This is a genomic window from Rhodococcus sp. IEGM 1305, assembly GCF_030058635.1.
GTDB lineage: Bacteria > Actinomycetota > Actinomycetes > Mycobacteriales > Mycobacteriaceae > Rhodococcus_F > Rhodococcus_F opacus_D.
In genome coordinates, this window is sequence record NZ_JASHKX010000013.1 from 109,014 (window position 1) to 127,482 (window position 18,469).

Annotated in this window: 16 protein-coding genes; 11 read left to right on the forward strand and 5 right to left on the reverse strand. The window is 65.1% G+C overall.

All coding sequences use genetic code 11. From position 1 onward, the window contains the following. Window positions 1-29: 29 nt before the first annotated feature. From QM693_RS19845 to QM693_RS19860, 4 genes are all read left to right on the forward strand, one after another. Window positions 30-818, forward strand: coding sequence for an enoyl-CoA hydratase/isomerase family protein (locus QM693_RS19845; RefSeq protein WP_283334105.1), 789 nt, complete (start codon window positions 30-32; stop codon window positions 816-818). 12 nt (window positions 819-830) lie between these two features. After that, window positions 831-1,673, forward strand: a complete 843-nt coding sequence (locus tag QM693_RS19850; RefSeq protein ID WP_280784191.1) for an MBL fold metallo-hydrolase — start codon at window positions 831-833, stop codon at window positions 1,671-1,673. Window positions 1,674-1,744: 71 nt separating this feature from the next. Further along, complete coding sequence (locus QM693_RS19855; RefSeq protein WP_164066070.1) at window positions 1,745-2,455, forward strand: flavin reductase family protein; 711 nt, start codon at window positions 1,745-1,747, stop codon at window positions 2,453-2,455. Window positions 2,456-2,933: 478 nt separating this feature from the next. Next, a complete protein-coding gene (locus QM693_RS19860; RefSeq protein ID WP_283334100.1) occupies window positions 2,934-3,737 on the forward strand; it encodes an alpha/beta hydrolase in 804 nt (267 codons plus the stop codon). Between the two features lie 696 nt (window positions 3,738-4,433). Here QM693_RS19860 and QM693_RS19865 read toward each other — a convergent pair. The 5 genes from QM693_RS19865 to QM693_RS19885 form a co-directional block, all read right to left on the reverse strand. Next, window positions 4,434-5,315, reverse strand: coding sequence for a helix-turn-helix domain-containing protein (locus tag QM693_RS19865; protein WP_283334098.1), 882 nt, complete (start codon window positions 5,313-5,315; stop codon window positions 4,434-4,436). A 143-nt stretch (window positions 5,316-5,458) separates the two neighbouring features. Further along, complete coding sequence (locus QM693_RS19870; RefSeq protein ID WP_283334096.1) at window positions 5,459-6,901, reverse strand: aldehyde dehydrogenase; 1,443 nt, start codon at window positions 6,899-6,901, stop codon at window positions 5,459-5,461. A gap of 30 nt (window positions 6,902-6,931) precedes the next feature. Further along, complete coding sequence (locus QM693_RS19875) at window positions 6,932-8,029, reverse strand: NAD(P)-dependent alcohol dehydrogenase (protein ID WP_283334094.1); 1,098 nt, start codon at window positions 8,027-8,029, stop codon at window positions 6,932-6,934. A 333-nt stretch (window positions 8,030-8,362) separates the two neighbouring features. After that, window positions 8,363-9,391 carry an LLM class F420-dependent oxidoreductase gene (locus tag QM693_RS19880; RefSeq protein WP_164065596.1) on the reverse strand — a complete coding sequence of 343 codons (1,029 nt, stop codon included), beginning with the start codon at window positions 9,389-9,391 and terminating at the stop codon, window positions 8,363-8,365. A gap of 71 nt (window positions 9,392-9,462) precedes the next feature. Beyond that, the gene (locus tag QM693_RS19885; RefSeq protein ID WP_283353218.1) at window positions 9,463-11,118 is read right to left on the reverse strand and encodes a fatty acid--CoA ligase; all 1,656 of its coding nucleotides are present in this window, start codon (window positions 11,116-11,118) and stop codon (window positions 9,463-9,465) included. 180 nt (window positions 11,119-11,298) lie between these two features. Here QM693_RS19885 and QM693_RS19890 point away from each other — a divergent pair, with 180 nt between their 5' ends. From QM693_RS19890 to QM693_RS19920, 7 genes are all read left to right on the forward strand, one after another. After that, a complete protein-coding gene (locus QM693_RS19890) occupies window positions 11,299-12,531 on the forward strand; it encodes a cytochrome P450 (protein WP_283353219.1) in 1,233 nt (410 codons plus the stop codon). After that, window positions 12,528-12,722: a ferredoxin gene (locus tag QM693_RS19895; protein ID WP_283353220.1), complete on the forward strand. Its 195-nt coding sequence runs from the start codon at window positions 12,528-12,530 to the stop codon at window positions 12,720-12,722. The genes QM693_RS19890 and QM693_RS19895 overlap by 4 nt, the downstream gene beginning before the upstream one ends. A 4-nt stretch (window positions 12,723-12,726) precedes the next feature. Continuing rightward, window positions 12,727-13,959, forward strand: a complete 1,233-nt coding sequence (locus tag QM693_RS19900) for an NAD(P)/FAD-dependent oxidoreductase (protein ID WP_283353221.1) — start codon at window positions 12,727-12,729, stop codon at window positions 13,957-13,959. 38 nt (window positions 13,960-13,997) lie between these two features. Beyond that, entirely contained in the window at window positions 13,998-15,161 is a 1,164-nt protein-coding gene (locus QM693_RS19905) for a thiolase family protein (protein ID WP_269592828.1), read from the forward strand. 25 nt (window positions 15,162-15,186) lie between these two features. Next, window positions 15,187-15,570 carry a Zn-ribbon domain-containing OB-fold protein gene (locus tag QM693_RS19910; RefSeq protein WP_269592827.1) on the forward strand — a complete coding sequence of 128 codons (384 nt, stop codon included), beginning with the start codon at window positions 15,187-15,189 and terminating at the stop codon, window positions 15,568-15,570. A 94-nt stretch (window positions 15,571-15,664) separates the two neighbouring features. Further along, window positions 15,665-16,366 carry a TetR/AcrR family transcriptional regulator gene (locus QM693_RS19915; protein ID WP_005262669.1) on the forward strand — a complete coding sequence of 234 codons (702 nt, stop codon included), beginning with the start codon at window positions 15,665-15,667 and terminating at the stop codon, window positions 16,364-16,366. A gap of 506 nt (window positions 16,367-16,872) precedes the next feature. Beyond that, window positions 16,873-18,426 carry a long-chain-fatty-acid--CoA ligase gene (locus tag QM693_RS19920; RefSeq protein ID WP_283353222.1) on the forward strand — a complete coding sequence of 518 codons (1,554 nt, stop codon included), beginning with the start codon at window positions 16,873-16,875 and terminating at the stop codon, window positions 18,424-18,426. Window positions 18,427-18,469 lie beyond the last annotated feature (43 nt).

Consider the following 18,469-nt stretch of genomic DNA (forward strand, 5'->3'; position numbering starts at 1 on the left):
CATCCACCCCTCGAGAAAGGGATACAGAAGTGGCCCACCTCAGCTGCACGATCGACGGCGACCTCGCGATCATGTGCCTGCACAACCCATCCCAGAACCGCATCGGTGTCGAGATGATCGACGAAATGCGGCAGGCGCTGCACACGATCGAAATCAGCGACGCCCGTGCAGTCCTACTCCGAGCGAACGGTCCCGACTTCAGCTACGGAGGTGACATCGAGCCGTGGCCCGAGTGGACAGAGCGCGAAATGCGCACCCGGTTCGAGACCTTCATGTGGACGTTCAACCAGTTCGAGCGATTGCCGGTGCCGACCGTGACCGCGGTACAGGGCCTGTGCTTCGGCGGCGGCTTCGAGTTGGCCCTCCGCAGCGACGTCATCTTCGCGGGCGAGAGTGCCCGGTTCGGCCATTCGGAACAATCCATCGCCATCGTCACCCTACTGGGCGGCGTCTACCGGGTCGCGGAGCGCGCAGGGCGATCCCGTGCCATGGAGTGGGCGATGACCTCTGAACAGGTTCCGGCCGCGGAGATGGAGCGCTTCGGGGTGGTCAACAAAATCGTGCCGGACGACGAACTCGACCACGCCGCAACATCTTTCGCACGCAAGCTCGCGCAGGGACCGACGAAGGCACACGCGGCGCACAAGGCGCTGCTGCGCACCTGGGCGATCGGCGGCGTCGCAGCGGCCGACGAAACCATGTTCGACATCGCACTGCCCCTGTTCCGAACCGACGACACCCGCGTGGCGATTCCCGCCGCGATCAACGCGTTGCGATCCGGCGCGCCACGCCCCGCGATGCCGTTCCAGGGCCGCTGAGAGGACTCCACCATGCCGACACTGTCCTACGACGTCCACGTCGCCCCGTCCATCCCGACCGCGATCCCCGATCTTCCCCCCGGCCTCGACCGCCGGTGGTGGTCACCGATCACCTCGACACTCATCAGCGGCGAATCCGACGCCGTCCTCGTCGACCCCTTGATGACCGTCGAGCAGGCACGCCACCTGGCGGACTGGGTGGCGGCCAGCGGCAAGAACCTCACGACGATCTACGTCACCCACGGCCACGGTGACCACTGGTTCGGACTGTCCACCCTCCTCGAGCGCTTCCCCCGAGCTCGCGCGATCGCCACCCCCGCCGTCGTGGCGCACGCTCGGCAACAGTGCGCGCCGGAGTTCGTCGAGTCGTTCTGGAGGTCCCGGTTCCCGGGGCAGATCCCGGATCGATTCGTCTTGCCCGAGCCCGTAGCCGGGACCACCTTCGAGCTCGAGGGCGAGGAGATCCAAATCATCGAACTCGGCCACACCGACACCGACGACACGACCGCGTTGTACGTGCCGTCGATCGGATTGGTGGTGGCCGGCGACGCCGCATACAACGACGTGCATCTCTACCTCGCCGAGTCGCCGGCCGAAGGGCGAAAAGCGTGGATTGCCGCGCTGGACGCCCTAGCCGCCTTGGAACCCGTCTCCGTCGTGGCCGGCCACAAGAATCCCGCTCGCGGCGACGGCCCGGAGATCATCGAGCAGACGAAACGATACATCCGGGATTTCGAGGAACTGGCCGCAATCGCCTCGACCACGCCGGAGCTCTACCAACTCTTGCTCGAGAAGTATCCGGACCGGGTGAACCCCGGAGCCGCGTGGGGATCGGCACGCTCAGCAAAAGGGTGAGCCGGGAAATGCCCGGACCCCTGGACAGGTCACAGCCCTAGGTACAGCGAATCCGACGATAGGAATTATTGATGATCATCGACGGGTCCACTTTGGACCCCACAGCCGCCTACAAGCTCTTGATCGGCAGCATCCTGCCCCGCGCGATCGGCTGGGTGAGCACGGTTTCCACCGATGGCGTCGCGAATCTGGCACCCATCTCGTTCTTCACCGCCGTCGGCCGCAAGCCACCGATGGTATCGCTGTCCATGCAGGCCCGCTCCGATGGCCATCTCAAGGACACCTTCGTGAACATTCGCGACACCGGCGAGTTCTGCACGAACCTGGTGTCCTTGCCGCATGCACACCAGATGCATCGCACCGCGGCGGAATTCCCCAGCAACGTAGATGAATTCGACGCGGTCGGACTGGAGAAGGCGCCATCCCAACTGGTGAAGCCTCCCCGGGTCGCGGGCGCCCCGATCTCCTTCGAGTGCACCCTCGAACGGATCATTCCCATCGGCGACCTCGACGATCACATCGTCTTCGGTGTCGTCGAACGATTCCACATCCGTGACGATCTGTACCTCGACCGCGGGCGCATCGATACGGCGGCCCTCAACCCCGTCGGACGGTTGGCGGCGGAGTACACCCTGGTCGAGAACGTGTTCACTACGCCACTCGAGGACCACATCCTTGAAGCCCGCCGAGAAGCGCGCATGAGGCGACTCGATGACAAGGACACCGACTTCTCGCCGATCGACACCAGCTCGTGGTCCGCGTCGGGTTCCATTCGAGACTGACCCGCACAACGGAAGAAACCAATGCCCATTGAACTCAGCCCCGATCCGGTCGCGGCTCAACTCGCCAACCGGACCGCAGAATTCATCCGCGCCATAGTGCTCGCCGTCGAGGACGAGCACCGCGGTGTAGCGAACTCGGAGGCCGTACGAGCGCAGCTGCAGCACGCCGCGAAAAGTACTGCTGCCGTTCATCAGCCGGCACAGCCCATCGGGACGCCTCGCGCATGCAACATGAACTCGACGCCGCCGTGGTGTTCCTTGCCAGCCCCGCCTCCTCCTCCTACAGCACCGGCACCACGCTCCGTGCACGGTGGCATGTCCGGACACTGAGCTCAGCCAGTTCGGCTCCCCGCTCACCCGGACCGCACTCGACGGCGGCTGAGCCAGACAACATCGAGGCCGACGCACGTCGCCCGGCCTCCCACACGCCCGCGGTGTGACACACCACCGCAGTGCCGGATCGAATAGAGACCAGCCCATGAAGACGATGATGCTTCCCGCGACCGGCATGGAACCCGCGCTCGAAATCGTGCACGCCCCCGCGACCGGTGTCGCCGACCGTTCACCGCTGCTCTTCGTGCATGGCCTCGGACACGGCGCATGGTGCTGGCACAACTGGCTGGAAGCAGCAGCCGCCGCCGGTCACCAGGCCTACGCGCTCTCCTTCCGAGGCCACGGTGGTAGCGAAGGCAGCGTCGCCGGGGCGCGGCTGCGCGATTATGTCGCTGACACGGTCCGCGCCGCGACGTCGATCGCGGACGGGAAGGGCGTCCTCATCGGACATTCGCTCGGCGGTCTCATCGTCCAGCACGCCCTGCCCGTGATCAAGCCCGCGGCCGCGGTCCTGCTCGCGAGCATCTCAGCCCACCCCGCCATTGGAACGGCCATATCCGTGGTACGACACGATCCGATCCAGGGACTGCGCCTCGTCGCAGGCCTTCCCCTCCATCTGGGCCCCGACATGCTCTTCACCGGACTGGACGCGGCGTCAGCAGCAGCAGCAATGGTGCGGATGACCCCGGAATCGGCGCTGGTGCAGTACCAGCTCCTGGCACGCACCCCGGCGCCGCTGCCGTCGCCGTCCATCCCGGTGCTGTCGGTTGCGACCACCGATGACCGTGTCGTCCCGATCCGCGCCACGCGGGCGACCGCCCGCCGGTACGGTGCCACCATCCGCGAGCTGGAAGGGATCGGCCACGACATGATGCTCGACGCCGGCTGGCAGACAGCGTGGGACGTCGTCGATCAATGGCTGCACTCGCAGGCAGTGGCCCCTACTTAGATAAGAGGTCTGCGTCACTGGCACCGGTGAACCAGCAGCGGCGAAACACGCCGCTCTGCAGGCGCTCCGGCCCGGAGGAGATTTCAAGGACAGCATCTGCACCGCGCTGACGATCGAACTACTGTCCTGGATCGCCACCTCGGCGGCGGATTTTCATACCGCCCCGCCCTCTCGAGTGCCGCGGCCGCAGTCTGGGCGTGGCTGGGGACCGGCGTCGAGGCGTTCGGCCCGCACCTTCAGGAGGATTCGATCTACTCAGCGCAGACCGCGGCAGAGGCCCTCGGAGAAAAGGAAGTCGCGGCCGTAGCCCGGCGGAACGCAACGATGACACTCGATGCGGCCGTCGCACTAGCACTCGGCGGGGAAGGTCGGTCCGAAAAGCCCCAGCGCACCCGCAAGATCACTCCTGTACGAAGCGAGAAAATGAGATCGCGAACCTAGTGGCAGAAGGATCGAGCAACCGTGCCATTGTCGAATCCGTGGTGCTGTCTCCACGCACCATCGACGGCCGCGTCGAACGCATCCTCACCAACTCGACTTCACATCACGCACCCAAATCGCCTCAGGGGACGCATCCCAGAAGAGATGACGCTCAACCGTTTCGCACTAGTGGGGCACTGTCACGTTGATCGAAAGAATAGGCGGCGAGAGTGTGATTACCCGCGGATGGGTTTCGGGAGCTGCGCCGCGCGGGGGTTACGGAAGGAGCCCGAGTCGGCGGGCGCGAGACACCGCCTCGACCCGGGAGCGGGCATCCAGCTTGCCCATCGCTTCACGCAGATAGTGCTTCACTGTCTCGGGTTTGATCGACAGTCGTTGCGCGGCTGCGGCATTGGTACAGCCGAGAGCAACATAGGTGAGGACGTCGACCTCACGACCGGACAATGTGATATCGGTGGCGGGAAGGTCGCCGCCACGGGATAGAACGGCGAGTTTGTCTGCGAGACCGTGCAGAGTTGTCGCGAGTGCTGAGTCCGGGGCGGTGCGCATCAGTGCCCGCAGGTCGGAGTGGATCTCGCGGATACCTTCGGTCAGCGCCGTTGCTGTGGGTGCCTGCCCACCATCGACAAGTGTGTCGATCAACTCGACCCGTCGGTCGACTTCGTCTCGAATTTTGATTTCGGTGGCGAGTCGGTCACCGGCTCGGGTCAGTATGTCGAGAATTCGACCCCCGCTCGGGGTGGCCTGACGAAGTGCGGCGTACATGATGGCGCGCGCTGCGCCGCCGACAACCACCGGTACCGCGATGATGGATCGCAGTCCTTCGTTGATGACGGGTCGGTCGTAGTCGTGGGTAATGGTCTGTGCCGTCGCGTAGTCCTCGACCCACTGGGGCCGAAGCAAGGTGATCGCGCGCCCGCCAAGTCCCAACATCGGTGAAATCAGCAGGCCGCGCAGCCCGACAGTTCTGGTGCCGAGTGTCTCGGAGATCTTCAGGGTTCCCGCGGAGACGGGGCCGCCGAATACCACCGGGGGTGTCGCGAAGCCCGCTGCGATGACGCGTAGCTCGGCGCGAAGGGCATCGTCATCGCGCGGTCGGAGCAACCGCGCTGAACCTTCTGCGTCTGACACTGCCACCTCTACCTCCTCCTGGCGTGCGCCCCGTGATACGTGACACGAGAAGCCTAGTCGTCCATCATCATTCAACCTGTAAGGACGGGCTGCAGGTGCAGCGCGTACTGCGGAACAGTGCAATTGATGCGCTGCACCCGGTGTGCTGTTCAGCGGGTGTAGATCGATTTCGGCGAGACGTAGGCGTCCAAACCTTCCGGTCCGAGTTCACGGCCGAGCCCACTGGCTTTGACTCCGCCGAACGGGGCGCCGATGTCGAGATCGAAGAAGTTCACACCCACGCTGCCGGTCTCGATCCGACGGGCCAGGTCGAGGCCTTTGTCGGGGTCGGAGGTCCAGACCGTTCCGCCCAGCCCATACTCGGAGTCGTTGGCGATTGCGACGGCGTCGTCGAGGTCGTCATAGGGCAGGACGGTCAGGACCGGTCCGAAAATCTCTTCCCGCGCGACGGTTGCCGAGTTGTCGAGGTCGGCGAACACGGTCGGTTCGACGAACCATCCCCGGTCGAGGTGTTTCGGCCGGCCGCCTCCGGCGGCGACGGTGGCTCCTTCTCGTTTACCCGTGTCGATGTAGGCCTCGACGCTGCGCCGTTGGCGCTCGGACACCAAGGGTCCCACCCGGGTGGCGGGGTCGGATGGATCCCCGACCACGAGCTCCGACGCGAGGTGTGCGACCGCGTCGACTGTTTCGCGGTAACGGGATCGGGGGGCGAGGATTCGAGAGGACAGATGGCAGGTCTGGCCGTTGTTGAGCAGGCTCGCCCACGACAGTCCCCTGGCGACACTCACCAGGTCCGCGTCGTCGAGGATGATGGCGGCGCTCTTGCCTCCCAGTTCCAGGGTCACCGGTCGCAGCAGTCGACCGCAGGTCCCGCCGATCACCCTGCCCGCGGCGGTCGACCCGGTGAAAGCGACTTTGTTCACTTCGGGGTGGCTAACCAGGTAGGCACCGATCTCTCGGCCGCCGGTCACGATGTTCAGCACACCGCCGGGCAGCCCGGCTTCTTCGGCCGCGTCGGCGAGTTGGAAGGCGTCGAGCACGGTTTCGGGTGCGGGTTTGAGGACCACGGTGCATCCGGAAGCGAGTGCCGGGGCAAGCTTGAACATGGTCAGCGACTGGGGGAAGTTCCACGGAATGATCGCGGCAACAACGCCGATCGGCTCGCGACGCACGATCGTGGTGGACCTACCGTTTGCGGCGATCCGCGGGGTCTCGACGGGTGTCTTCTCGGTGAGATCGGCATAGTACCGGAGCGTTGCTGCCGGGCCGCTACCCTCCGCCGCCAGAGCTATCGCTGCCGGCATGCCGTTCTCGTCGGTCACGATGGCGGCTGTGTCCTTCCCCCGGCGGTCGAGCGCATCGGCAAATCGCCTTAGGACGTCGGCACGTTCGGCCGGCTCCAGCGCGGACCACTGGGGTGCACGCAAGGCGCGGCGGGCTGCGTGGACCGCGGCGTCGACGTCCGTGGGGGTACTGTCCGGCGCCGACCCGACGGGTTCCTCGGTGGTCGGCGAGATGACCGTGATGCGGTCGGAGGTGGACGGCGTGTGCCATCGGCCGTCGATGAACAGCTGCGAGCGGGTGTACTTCATGTGGGGTACCTCGGTCGTCGTGGTGCGCGGTCAGGGATGCGGGAGGAGGACCGGTTTGATGGTCGCGCCGCTGGCGGCGTCCGCCTCGGCGGCGGTGATCTCGGAGAACGGGTAGGTGCGGATCAGCCGGTCGAACGGGAACCGGTCCTGGCGCCAGAGTTCGATCAGGCGGGGCAGCAGCAGCTGCGGGACGGCGTCGCCTTCGAGGATTCCCATGATGTTCTTCCCGGCTGCCAGCGCGGCCGGGGCGAGGACCAGTTCGCGGGTTGCGGCGCCGACGAGACCGACGGTTCCGGTGGGCCGGAGACTGTCGATCGCCGACGCGATGACCTGCGGGGCCCCGGTGGTGTCGAGGGCGGCGTGCACGCCGCCACCGGTCAACTTCCGGATCTGGCGGGCCACGTCGTCCGCTGCCCCCTCGATCACGTCCGTCGCGCCGAGTTCGAGGGCGAGGTCGAGTCGGTTCGTGTGCAGGTCGACCGCGACGATCCGGGAGGCGCCGGCGACCCGGGCGGCCATGACTGCGGACAGACCCACCGCTCCGGCCCCGAAGACGGCGAACGTGTGCCCCGTACCGACTTTCAGGGCGATCAGCGCGGACCCGGCGCCGGTCTGGATCCCGCAGCCGAGCGGCCCCATCAGGTGCAGGGGCAGATCCTTGTCGACAACTACGACGTTCCGAGCACTGACGACCGCGTGGGTGGCCAGGGAGGACTGACCGAACCACCGTGACGCAATGGCGTTGCCGCTCAGGTCGGTGAGAGGGCCGGGGCCATCGGGGCCACGGCCTGACAGATTGCGCGCGAAGAACGCGAAGCAATACGCCGGGTGCCCATCCACACAGTTCTCGCACAGCCCACAGGAATCGAAAGACAACAGAACATGATCGCCGACCTCGATGCCGGTGACACCAGCGCCGACTTCCTCGACGACTCCGGCCCCCTCGTGGCCGACCACGATCGGCGGCTGAGCCAGGAACGACGGGTCCCTGGGTAGAACGTCGGTGTGACAGAACCCGACACCGGTGATGCGAACCCGTAGTTGGCCACCGGTCGGGTCGGCCAACTCCACCGTCTCTATCTCGAACGGTGCGTCGTGGTGGCGCAGCACTGCGGCTTCGATGCGCATCGGAAAGCTCCCTCTGTTCGGTGCGGTAACCAGAACGTACAGCTGACCGCCTGTACGGTCAATAGCAATTGGCGAGCTCGCTAGACCAGGTCCATGCGTTTCGATATCGTGCGGAACTACGAGGACGCGTCGAGCACCTCCTCAACGAATCCGCGATGAGGGACGCCCAGGAGATCTCGGCGCGAGCCCATCCCCCATCGTCGTCACGACACCCACTGCGGCCGTCACGTAAAGCAGTTGAGCAACACTATGATTCGGAGTTCGTCGGACATGTGGTCATCACTTTTCGACCACCGGGGCGCTACCCTGCTCCATCGCGTGCTGCACGTCTCATTACGCGAGTAGTTCTGCAACCGCCTCGATCGAGGAGTAACCGAGGCCTTGAAGCAGCAGCGTTTTGACCGCCGTCTTCTCCCATCGAACGAGGTCTTCTTTGATCTTGTCTCGTGATCCGACAAGGGCGACATCCTCGACCATGGCCAGGGGCACCGATGCTATTGCTTCAGATTTGCGCCCCTCCAGGTAAAGACGCTGAATGTGCGCGCATTCCGCTTCGTAACCCATGCGCACAAACACTTGATTGTGAAAGTTGGCTTCCTTGGCACCCATTCCACCGACATAGAGAGCGATGTTGGGCCGGACAACGTCGGCTGCCTTCTCGATGTCGTCGTCGATGACGATGGGGACCGTCGCGGCAATGTCGAAATCGTTCAGAGATCGGCGGGCCCCGGGTTTCGAGAATCCTTCCTCGAGCGCTGCTCGATAGAAGTCGTCCATTCGGGGCGAGTAGAAGATCGGCAGCCACCCATCGGCGATCTCGGCGGCGAGTGCGATGTTCTTGGGCCCCTCGGCCCCGAGATAGATCGGGATCTCGGGACGAATGGGGTGGATCATGGACCGAAGTGGCTTTCCAAGGCCGGAGCCACCTTGCAGCGGGAGTTGGTAGAACAAACCATCGTGACTCACGGGTTCGTCTCGTCGCACGAACTTACGGACGAGTTCGACGTATTCTCTTGTGCGAGCGAGTGGTCGAGGATACGGCTGCCCGTACCATCCCTCGACGACCTGTGGCCCCGAGACGCCCAGACCCAGGATGAAGCGGCCTCGAGACAGGTGGTCCAGTGTCATCGCCGCCATGGCGGTCGCCGCTGGGGTCCGCGCCGACATTTGCAGGATGTTGGTGCCCAACTTCACGGTACTGGTTGAGGCGCCGTACCACGCCAAGGGGGTTAAGCAGTCGGATCCGTAGGTCTCGGCAGTCCAGACCGAGTCGTAGCCGAGACTCTCCGCAAGGGAGAATGCCGCTCGTTCGTCGTCTGAGGGCGCGGTAGACCAATAGCCCAGGTGAAATCCCAATTTCATCGTTTGCTTGTCCTTACTTCGTCGTCATGGGTGTGGTTCGTTGTCGAGGTATGTGAATCCGGTCGTCGCGTCTACCGAGACGGGGGAAGCACGCTGTCACCCGTCCGGGTGGTCCGGAGGTCGTTGACCGCCAGCTCGTCGGCGTCGTAGCGGCGGCGCAGGTCCTTCTTGTCGAGCTTGCCGACGCTGGTCTTGGGGAGGGCGTCGACGAAGGCCCACCGTTCGGGGAGCCACCAGCGTGCGACCTTGCCGTCGAGGAAGGCGAGAAGTTCGGGTGCGGTGGCGGTCGCGCCGGGGGCCAGGGTGACACAGACGAAGGGGCGTTCCTCCCATTTCGGGTCAGGTACGCCGATCACAGCAACCTCGATGATGGCGTCGTGCTCGAGCAGGGCATCTTCGAGTTCGACCGTGGAGATCCATTCTCCGCCGCTCTTGATGCCGTCCTTGAGTCGGTCCTTGAGCTGGATCCACCCACCATCGTGCAAGACCCCGAGGTCGCCGGTGCGCAACCAGCCGTCGTCGAACTTGTCCGGTGCTGCGGCGCGAAAATAGGTGCCCGCGATCGTCGCGCCGCGCAACTGGACTTCGCCGACGGACCGGCCGTCCCATGGCAACTCGTCGCCCGTTTCGCTGACGATGCGTGCCTGCACTCCGGGGACGATGCGCCCCGTCAGGCTCGCCCACTGTGCGAGGTCGGTGTCGGGTGTGTTGCGGGGTGGGCGGGAGAAGGTGAGCAGTGGGCTGGTCTCGGTCATGCCCCACCCTTGCGTCAACGCGACGCCGTGGTGGGTCGCCATGCTCCGTACCAGTGCGGCCGAGAGAGGTGAGCCACCGGACACGGCGAGCCGCAGGCTGGTGAGGTCGGCTGCGTTCGTGCGGGCGTATTCGTCGAGGCCGGTCCACAGTGTCGGCACGGCCGCGGCAGCCGTGGGCGCGAGGTCGGTGATGATGCGGGCCAGGTGGTTGATCTGGAGGTACCGGTCGTTGAGGATGATGTCGGCCCCGCTTGTCCAGGCGGCGTGCGGCCAGCCCCAGGCGTTGGCGTGGAACATCGGCACGATCGGCAGGACCCGGTCGGCGTCGGAGAATCCGAAGGCGCTGCCGGTGGAGATCTGCAGGCTGTGTAGGTAAATCGACCGGTGGCTGTAGGCAACGCCTTTCGGGTCGCCGGTGGTGCCGGTGGTGTAGCAGAGCGCGGCGGCGCTGCGTTCAGGCAGGCGCGGCCACCGGAAGTCGGTCTCGGTATCCAGCACGTCGTCGAGGCAGTGCAGTTGCACACCGGCGGGAACGGTCAGGTCCGCCTCGCCCGCGATGATCACGTGCTCCACGGTGGGGAGGCGGTCGATGATCCGCTGCAACTGGGGTACCAGATCGGCATCGACGAGGATCACCTTGTCCGCCGCGTGATTGGCGATGTAGACGATCTGATCATCGTGCAGTCGCAGATTCAGTGTGTGCAACACCGCCCCCATTCCCGGAACCGCGAAATAGGCAGCCAGATGCGCCGGGCTGTTCCAGCACAACGTAGCAACCACATCGTCCCCGGACACGCCGAGGCGGCGCAGACCTGCCGCGAGAGAAGTTACCTTGGAACCGAATTCGCGAAAAGACAGACGCAGCACCTCGCCGCCCTGATAGTGCAGAACCGAACTCTCCGGATGCGTGCGAAGCCCGTGCAGGAACAAATCCGACACGAGAAGGTCGACATCTTGCATGGTGCTGTGCATGGCAGGTCCGTCCTGGCGGTGAGGGAATCAGTGTCGTTCCGCTGCGCCGTCGGCCGAACTGCGGAACCGAGCCGGTCTTGACCCACGGACAGCTACTCCCTACCATAGACCGTACGTACGGTCAGTCAAGTACTGATTCCTGCTCGTCCATCCCTTCCTCCCTGCCCCGAAGGAAACGCCATGACGTTATCGGCCCTGCACACCGATCTCGGAAGTCCCGACGCGTACATTCACGGAGTTCCCCATGAGGTCTTCGCCGACCTCCGTCGCCACGAGCCGGTGGCGTGGATCGAGGAGCCTGCCGGTGAGGGTTTCGCCGGCGGCCCCGGTTTCTGGGCAGTCACCCGCTACGACGACGTGATGACGGTCTCGAAGAATCCGGACATCTTCTCCTCGCACAAGGGCGCGTCGTTCCTGCGTGATCAGCGGCCCCAGGATCTTGCGGCCCTGCAGCAGATGATGCTCAACCTCGATCCCCCGGACCACTCGCAGATGCGGTCGATCGTCAGCAAGGTGTTCACTCCGAAGATGGTGCGCGGGATGCTCGACAGCATCGCTGATCACGCCCGCGCCATCGTTGATGCGTTGCCCGACGACGGTGAGATCGACCTCGTCGAGCATGTCTCGGCGGAGATGCCGCTGCGGGTCCTCGCCGACGTCCTCGGTGTGCCGTCGGAAGATCGGCACCTGCTTTACGACTGGACCAATCGGATGGTCGGGCTCGACGACCCCTCCTATGGAGGGCGCGAGGCTTTCCTCTCTGCGTTCATCGAAATGTTCAAGTATTCCAACGCACACACCAAGGCCAAGCGCGCCGAACCCGGCTCCGATGTGTGGTCACTGATCGTCAATGCCGAAGTCGATGGTGCCCGCCTGTCGACCGAAGAGCTCAACCGCTTCTTCCAATTGCTGGTCATCGCTGGAAACGAAACGACGCGCAACCTGCTGACCGGTTTTGTCCTCACGCTGAGTGAGCACCCGGACGAGCGCAGCAAGCTGGCCACCGACCCGGCGTTGCTGCCGAAGGCCATCGAAGAAGTGCTGCGGTTCCACTCCCCCGTCATGCAATTCCGGCGCACGGTGACCCGGGAGACCGAACTCGGCGGCAAACAGCTGCACGAGGGACAGAAGGTGGTCATGTTCTACGTCTCGGCCAACCGGGACGAAGCACAATTCGACGACCCGGACACGTTCCGCATCGACCGCGGCGCTGCCAATCACCTTGCCTTCGGCGCCGGCACCCATTTCTGCCTGGGTAACAGCCTCGCGCGCCTCGAGGCGAAGGTGCTGCTCGAAACTCTGTTCGCGCGGTTCCCGCACTGGCAGGTCACCGGGCCGCCGGACCGTTTCCGGTCGAACTTCATCAATGGGATCAAGAAGCTTCCCGTTCACCTCGGAAAGGCCACGTCATGAAGCTTTGCGTCGACCGCACCAAGTGCACCGGCCTCGGAATCTGCGAATCCCTCGCCCCGGACTACTTCGAAATCGACGATGCCGGCCAATTGCTGGTGCTGCGCGAGCACACCGATGACCGCGACATCGATGATGTCCGTGCCGCCATCGAAGGGTGCCCGACCGAGGCACTCGCCCTTGTCGAGGACTGAGACCATGCCCGAGCAGAATCTCGTGGTGGTCGGGGCGTCGTTGGCGGGTCTGCGTGCCGCCGAGGCAGCCCGCAAGGCGGGATTCACCGGATCGGTGACCCTCGTCGGCGCCGAGGAACACCTGCCCTACGACCGCCCCCCGTTGTCGAAGGCGTACCTCGACCCTGGACCAACCCCTCCGGACACCACCTTCCGTGCCCGCAGCGCCCTCGACGACGCGGGAATCGACCTGCGTCTCGGCACCGTCGCCACCCGGCTCGACCCGAGCGAGAAAGTGATTCACACCTCGCACGGCTCACTGCCCTACGACATCGCCGTCATCGCGACCGGATCGTCGGCGCGGATGCTGCCGGGCACGGCCGCGATGGCCGGCGTCGTCACGCTACGCACACTCGACGACGCGGTCACCGTCCGCGCCGCCCTCGACAACCGGGCTCGCACAGTGGTCGTCGGTGCCGGATTCATCGGCTCCGAGGTTGCCTCGGGGGCACGAAAACGAGGCCTGGATGTCACCGTGGTGGAGTCGCTGCCGGTTCCCCTGGTGCGCGCGATCGGTACGGACATGGGCCGTGCGTGCGCGGACCTTCACCGGCGCAACGGAACGGATCTGCGCTGCGGCGTCGGGGTCGAGAAGGTGCTCGGCAACGGACATGTCGAGGCGGTGCAATTGTCGGATGGATCAACTCTCGAGGCAGATCTGGTCGTGGTCGGCGTCGGTGCGGACCCCGCCACCGAGTGGCTCGAGACCTCGGGTATCACTCTCGACCGCGGTGTCGTCTGCGACGAAACCATGGCGACCTCGCTGCCGGGGGTCTACGCCGCCGGCGACGTCGCCCGCTGGCACAATCCGCTCTTCGAGGCATCCATGCGGCTCGAGCACTGGACCAGTGCCGCCGAGCAGGGAGCCCTCGCCGTCCGCAACGCACTCGACCCACGAGCCGCGAAGCCGTACAGCACCGTGCCGTATTTTTGGTCCGACTGGTACGACACCCGAATTCAGTTCGTGGGAGTGCCCGAGGCCGACGAAATACGCGTTGTTACCGGACATCTCGACGACGGCCAGTTCGTGGCGCTCTACCGGCGCGGCGACCGGGTCGTGGGCGCGCTGGCCCTCGACCACCAGACCCACATCATGAAATATCGTGCCCTGATCGCCAAGAGTGCGAGCTGGGAGCAAGCGCTCGACTACGCGCGCACTCGCCAGCACAAGGACGCGGCGCTCGACGCGGGCCGCTGACACAAGGGCACCCGGACACACTGCAGAAAAGAGGGTCGATGCCAGAGCGCAACGCCACCATCGTCGGATACGGCCTCACCGAAGTGGGCAAGGTGTTCGGGAAGACCGCGCGTGGTTTCGCCGCGGAGGCGGTCCGGTTGGCTGTCGCCGACGCCGGACTGTCCCTCGGCGACGTCGACGGACTGCTGGTCAACGCCCGCGCGGGCACCGATCTGAATTTGACCCTCGCCCGCACTCTGGGGCTCGAGAACTTGCGACTATTGAGCGAGATCAATGCTTTCGGCGCCTCGGCCGCCATCATGATCGCCCAGGCCTCGAAGGCGGTGCTGTCCGGCGAAGCCGAGACGGTGGTGTGTGTGTTCGCCGACGACCCCAAGAAGCAGAACACCGGCGGAGCGCACGCGTACCGGGCAAGCTCCCTGACGGCGACGGGGTTCCGCAGCGCGGAGACCGCAGCCGGGTTCACCAGCGTCAATCACCGCTACGCACTGGCCGCTCGCCGCTACATGGACCACTACGGGCTCACCTCCTCCCACCTCGGCGCCGTGGCGGTGTCTCAGCGGGCGTGGGCACTCGACAATCCGGTGGCCCAGATGCGGTCACCGTTGACCCTGGACGAGTACCACCAGTCGCGATGGGTGGTCGAACCGCTACATCTGCTCGACTGCTGCCTCGTCTCCAACGGTGGTGCCGCAGTCGTGGTGACCACCCCGGAGCGAGCCCGGGATCTACCGAATACCCCGGTGTACGTCCGCGGGTGGGGCCAAGCCCACCCGGGATACGTCCTCGAACGTGACAGCGATTTCGGCCTCGTGACCGGCGCCGCCATATCCGGGCCGGCGGCGTTGAGGATGGCCGGAATGACCGTCGACGACATTGACCTGCGGGAAATCTACGATTGCTACACCTACACCCTCCTGGTGACGCTCGAGGACTACGGATTCTGCGGTAAGGGCGAAGCCGGGGAACTAGCCGCCAGCGGGGCACTCGCCCCCGGCGGCACCCTGCCCACCAACACGGGCGGCGGGCAACTGTCCTCTTTCTATCTGTGGGGCATGACCCCGTTGATAGAAGCCCTCACGCAACTGCGAGGAGAAGGCGGCCGACGGCAGATCCGTGAGCACGCCACCGCCATCGTCAGCGGCAACGGCGGCATTCTCGACCACCACGGCACCCTGGTTCTCGCCACCAACTCGGCGTGAACACCAGCAACGGAGAAGGAACACGATGAAATTTTCCGCCGTCCGGGACGAGACCTCGGCACCGTACTTCGATGCCCTCCGGGAGGGCAGGTTGATCTTGCGGTCATGCACCCGTTGTGGGCATATCGGCCGGCCCGACACCCTCAGCTGCAGCTCATGCCACAGCGACGAGCTCACGTGGGTCGGCTCCACTGGTGACGGGGTGGTGGTGTCCGCAGTCGTCGACCACGCGAGTGCGCCCGAGCCCACCGTCCTTGCGCTGGTCGAGCTCCGAGAAGGACCGTGGCTTGCCAGCCGCATCCTCGACGTCGCCACCGCGTCCGACGTCCCGGTATGCACACCGGTGCGGTTGCGCATCACCGAATTTGTCGACGGTGAAGCGATTCCCATGTTCGTTCTCGCCACCTGACCATCACATCGACGGTGCGCCGAATCCACGACTGATCACACAGCGCTTAGACTGACTGCACAATCAGGACCGTGAACGAGGTGGAGGTAGCGCGATGGCAAAGGCCGGTACCCGGCTGGCCGGAAAAGCCAACGAGATCCTCGAGGTCTTCACGCACAACGTCGCGCAGTTCGGCTACGACGGGACGAACCTGAGCGACATTGCCAACGAGTTGTCGATCTCCAAGGGCACGATCGTCCATCATTACGGCACCAAGGATCGCCTGCTCGCCGCCCTGCACACGTCCTACATGCGCCGCCGCCTCACCGAAGCGAAGCTACTGATCGGCAAACTCGATCATCCCGAGCAGCAACTCGCGGGACTGCTGTTCGCGTTCATCCTCTACCAAGAGCACGACCGCGACGCCACGATCGCGTTCCAGCGCGAGGTCATGCGCCTGGCAGCGCTCGATATCGACACCGAGGGACTCGAACTACGCGCCGAATACATCCAGTTGGTGCGTGACGTGATCGAAGCCGGAATCGCCGCGGGACGGCTTCGAAAAACGGATCTGCGGATTCAGTCACTGCTGATGTTCGGATCCGCGCAATGGGCCTACACCTGGTTCGACCCGAGCGGTGACGAATCCGCCGAAGAGGTCGGGGCAGCACTGGTCGATCTCGTGCTGGGCAGCCTCCTGGTCCGTCGCGCAGCGCTTCCGGCGTTGGCGGATCCGAAGGGCCTGGCCGCCCAGACTGCGCGGCAGTGCCTGCTCGAAGCGTCCGCCGAATCCGGCAGCGGGCTCCCTGCATCCTGACCACTACACCGCGTCGCGGCGAGACCAACGCTCGCGCCACGACGACGGTGGACCACGCCCGCCAGTTCAGCGGCACCTAGCGGGGAAAAGGGGCATCGGTCACCACTCGGTGCTGGGCCCATCCGTGTCGAGACTCTCTCCCGCCACGCGGAACTCCTGCACCGGGTCGGGTCGCTGAATACCAGGGCCATGAGTAGTCAGGCGGCCGCGCATATGCATGCGCACCGACCCTGGGATCAACGCGCATACGATCCGGACCTCTTTGCGTGGCAAGGATTTACGAACAGAAATCACATTCCTTCCGATAAGTGTCCCCACTGGGCACTCGGCACAGCGCCCCGACTGGATAGCCCCGGAGGCGAGAGCTCTCCATATTCGGTTCTTCCGGCCAAATTCTTCGGTGACCCCTTGTGCTGCACGTCACGATTCTGCTTTACTGACCGTGCGTACGGTCACTAGTTGAGCCGGGCGAAATGGACTGAACAATCCCCCTCGAGAGGTGCCTGATGGCTTCACCCATCCACCATGTCTTCGACCCGATCACATACTGGGTATCGCAGGATCCCACCCGAGTCGCGCTGCGATTCGAGGAAGAGTCGTGGACGTGGCAACAGTTGTCGGACCGGGTGCGGCGTAACGCCGCAGCACAGTCCGCACTCGGGCTGGCGCCCGGTGACCGGGTCGCGTTCCTGGACAAGAATCACCCCGCCAGCCTCGAGACCACGCTGGCGTGCGCCGTGGCCGGAACGGTGAACGCGGTACTGAACTACCGCCTCGCACCGTCCGAATTGGCCTACGTCATCAACGACAGCCGTGCCGAACTGCTGATCCTCGGCGCCGAATTCGTCGATGTCATCGACACGATCAAGCCGAACCTCGACCACGTGCGCACCATCATCGTGCTCGGTGGTGAGGCGGACGAGTACGAGGCATGGCTCGGCAAGGCCCCGCCGCGCGAGACTGCTCATCCAACCCATCCGGAGGATTGCTTCCTGCAGCTCTACACCTCCGGCACCACCGGGCACCCGAAAGGGGCCATGCTGACGCACCGTTCCGTGGGCGCGCACAGCATTGCGGCCAGCGCTGCCTTCGGCTTCGCCCGGGACAGCGTGAACATGGTGGCCATGCCGCTGTTTCATGTGGGCGGCACCAGTTGGGCGCTGGCCGCGATGTCGCAGGGCGCGGAGACGGTCCTCGTGCGTGAGGTCGTTCCCGCGATGGTTCTGGATCAGATCATCCGCCAGTCGGTCACCCATGCGTTCTTCGTCCCCGCTGTCATCCGGTTCTTCCTGCAGGTTCCGGGTGTGTCCGCACTGGACTTCCGGTCGCTGCGCTGCCTCGGATACGGCGGATCACCCATGCCCGAAGCCCTGCTCCGAGAGGCGATGAGCACCTTCGACGTCGACTTCTACCAGGTCTACGGCATGACCGAGGCGTCCGGAGTGTTCTGTGTACTCGGGCCGCAGCACCACCGCGATTCCGCCCGGCCCGAACGCCTCCGCGCAGCAGGCCAACCGATCGAGGGTGTCGAGGTCCGGGTGGTGGATCCGGCCTTCGGGGACGAAGTGCCCGTCGGTGAGGTCGGCGAATTCCAGATCCGCGGACCGCAGGTGATGACGGGATACTGGCAGCGCGAGTCGGACACCGCCGCCAGTTTCGATGGTGAGTGGTTCAAGACCGGCGACGCCGGCCGACGGGACCCCGATGGGTTCTACTACGTCGAAGACCGCGTCAAGGACGTCATCATCTCCGGCGGCGAGAACATCTATCCCGCCGAGGTGGAGCGCGTGGTCAGTGAGTTTCCCGGCGTCGCGGAAGTCGCCGTCATCGGCGTCCCCGACGACAAATGGGGCGAAGCGGTCCGCGCGGTCGTGGTCGCGGACAGCGGCACCGACATCGACGAAGACAAACTGCTCGACTTCTGTGCCGCTCATCTGGCCGGGTACAAGCGGCCCCGCACCATCGACATCGTTCCGAGCCTGCCGCGCAACGCGACAGGAAAGATCCTCAAACGCGATCTACGCGCACCCCATTGGGCGGGCCGCAGCCGATCGGTCTGACTCCAATCCGGTCAGCACACACCACTACCCATCCGAAAGGGAC

Excerpts from the sequence above, each read along its gene's own strand:
- QM693_RS19920 (WP_283353222.1), top strand. The coding sequence starts at position 16,873 with ATGGCTTCACCCATCCACCATGTCTTCGACCCGATCACATACTGGGTA.
- QM693_RS19875 (WP_283334094.1), bottom strand. The coding sequence starts at position 8,029 with ATGCGCATCGAAGCCGCAGTGCTGCGCCACCACGACGCACCGTTCGAG.
- QM693_RS19855 (WP_164066070.1), top strand. The coding sequence starts at position 1,745 with ATGATCATCGACGGGTCCACTTTGGACCCCACAGCCGCCTACAAGCTC.
- QM693_RS19870 (WP_283334096.1), bottom strand. The coding sequence starts at position 6,901 with ATGAAGTACACCCGCTCGCAGCTGTTCATCGACGGCCGATGGCACACG.
- QM693_RS19850 (WP_280784191.1), top strand. The coding sequence starts at position 831 with ATGCCGACACTGTCCTACGACGTCCACGTCGCCCCGTCCATCCCGACC.
- QM693_RS19915 (WP_005262669.1), top strand. The coding sequence starts at position 15,665 with ATGGCAAAGGCCGGTACCCGGCTGGCCGGAAAAGCCAACGAGATCCTC.
- QM693_RS19860 (WP_283334100.1), top strand. The coding sequence starts at position 2,934 with ATGAAGACGATGATGCTTCCCGCGACCGGCATGGAACCCGCGCTCGAA.
- QM693_RS19910 (WP_269592827.1), top strand. The coding sequence starts at position 15,187 with ATGAAATTTTCCGCCGTCCGGGACGAGACCTCGGCACCGTACTTCGAT.
- QM693_RS19880 (WP_164065596.1), bottom strand. The coding sequence starts at position 9,391 with ATGAAATTGGGATTTCACCTGGGCTATTGGTCTACCGCGCCCTCAGAC.
- QM693_RS19890 (WP_283353219.1), top strand. The coding sequence starts at position 11,299 with ATGACGTTATCGGCCCTGCACACCGATCTCGGAAGTCCCGACGCGTAC.
- QM693_RS19895 (WP_283353220.1), top strand. The coding sequence starts at position 12,528 with ATGAAGCTTTGCGTCGACCGCACCAAGTGCACCGGCCTCGGAATCTGC.
- QM693_RS19900 (WP_283353221.1), top strand. The coding sequence starts at position 12,727 with ATGCCCGAGCAGAATCTCGTGGTGGTCGGGGCGTCGTTGGCGGGTCTG.
- QM693_RS19905 (WP_269592828.1), top strand. The coding sequence starts at position 13,998 with ATGCCAGAGCGCAACGCCACCATCGTCGGATACGGCCTCACCGAAGTG.
- QM693_RS19885 (WP_283353218.1), bottom strand. The coding sequence starts at position 11,118 with ATGCACAGCACCATGCAAGATGTCGACCTTCTCGTGTCGGATTTGTTC.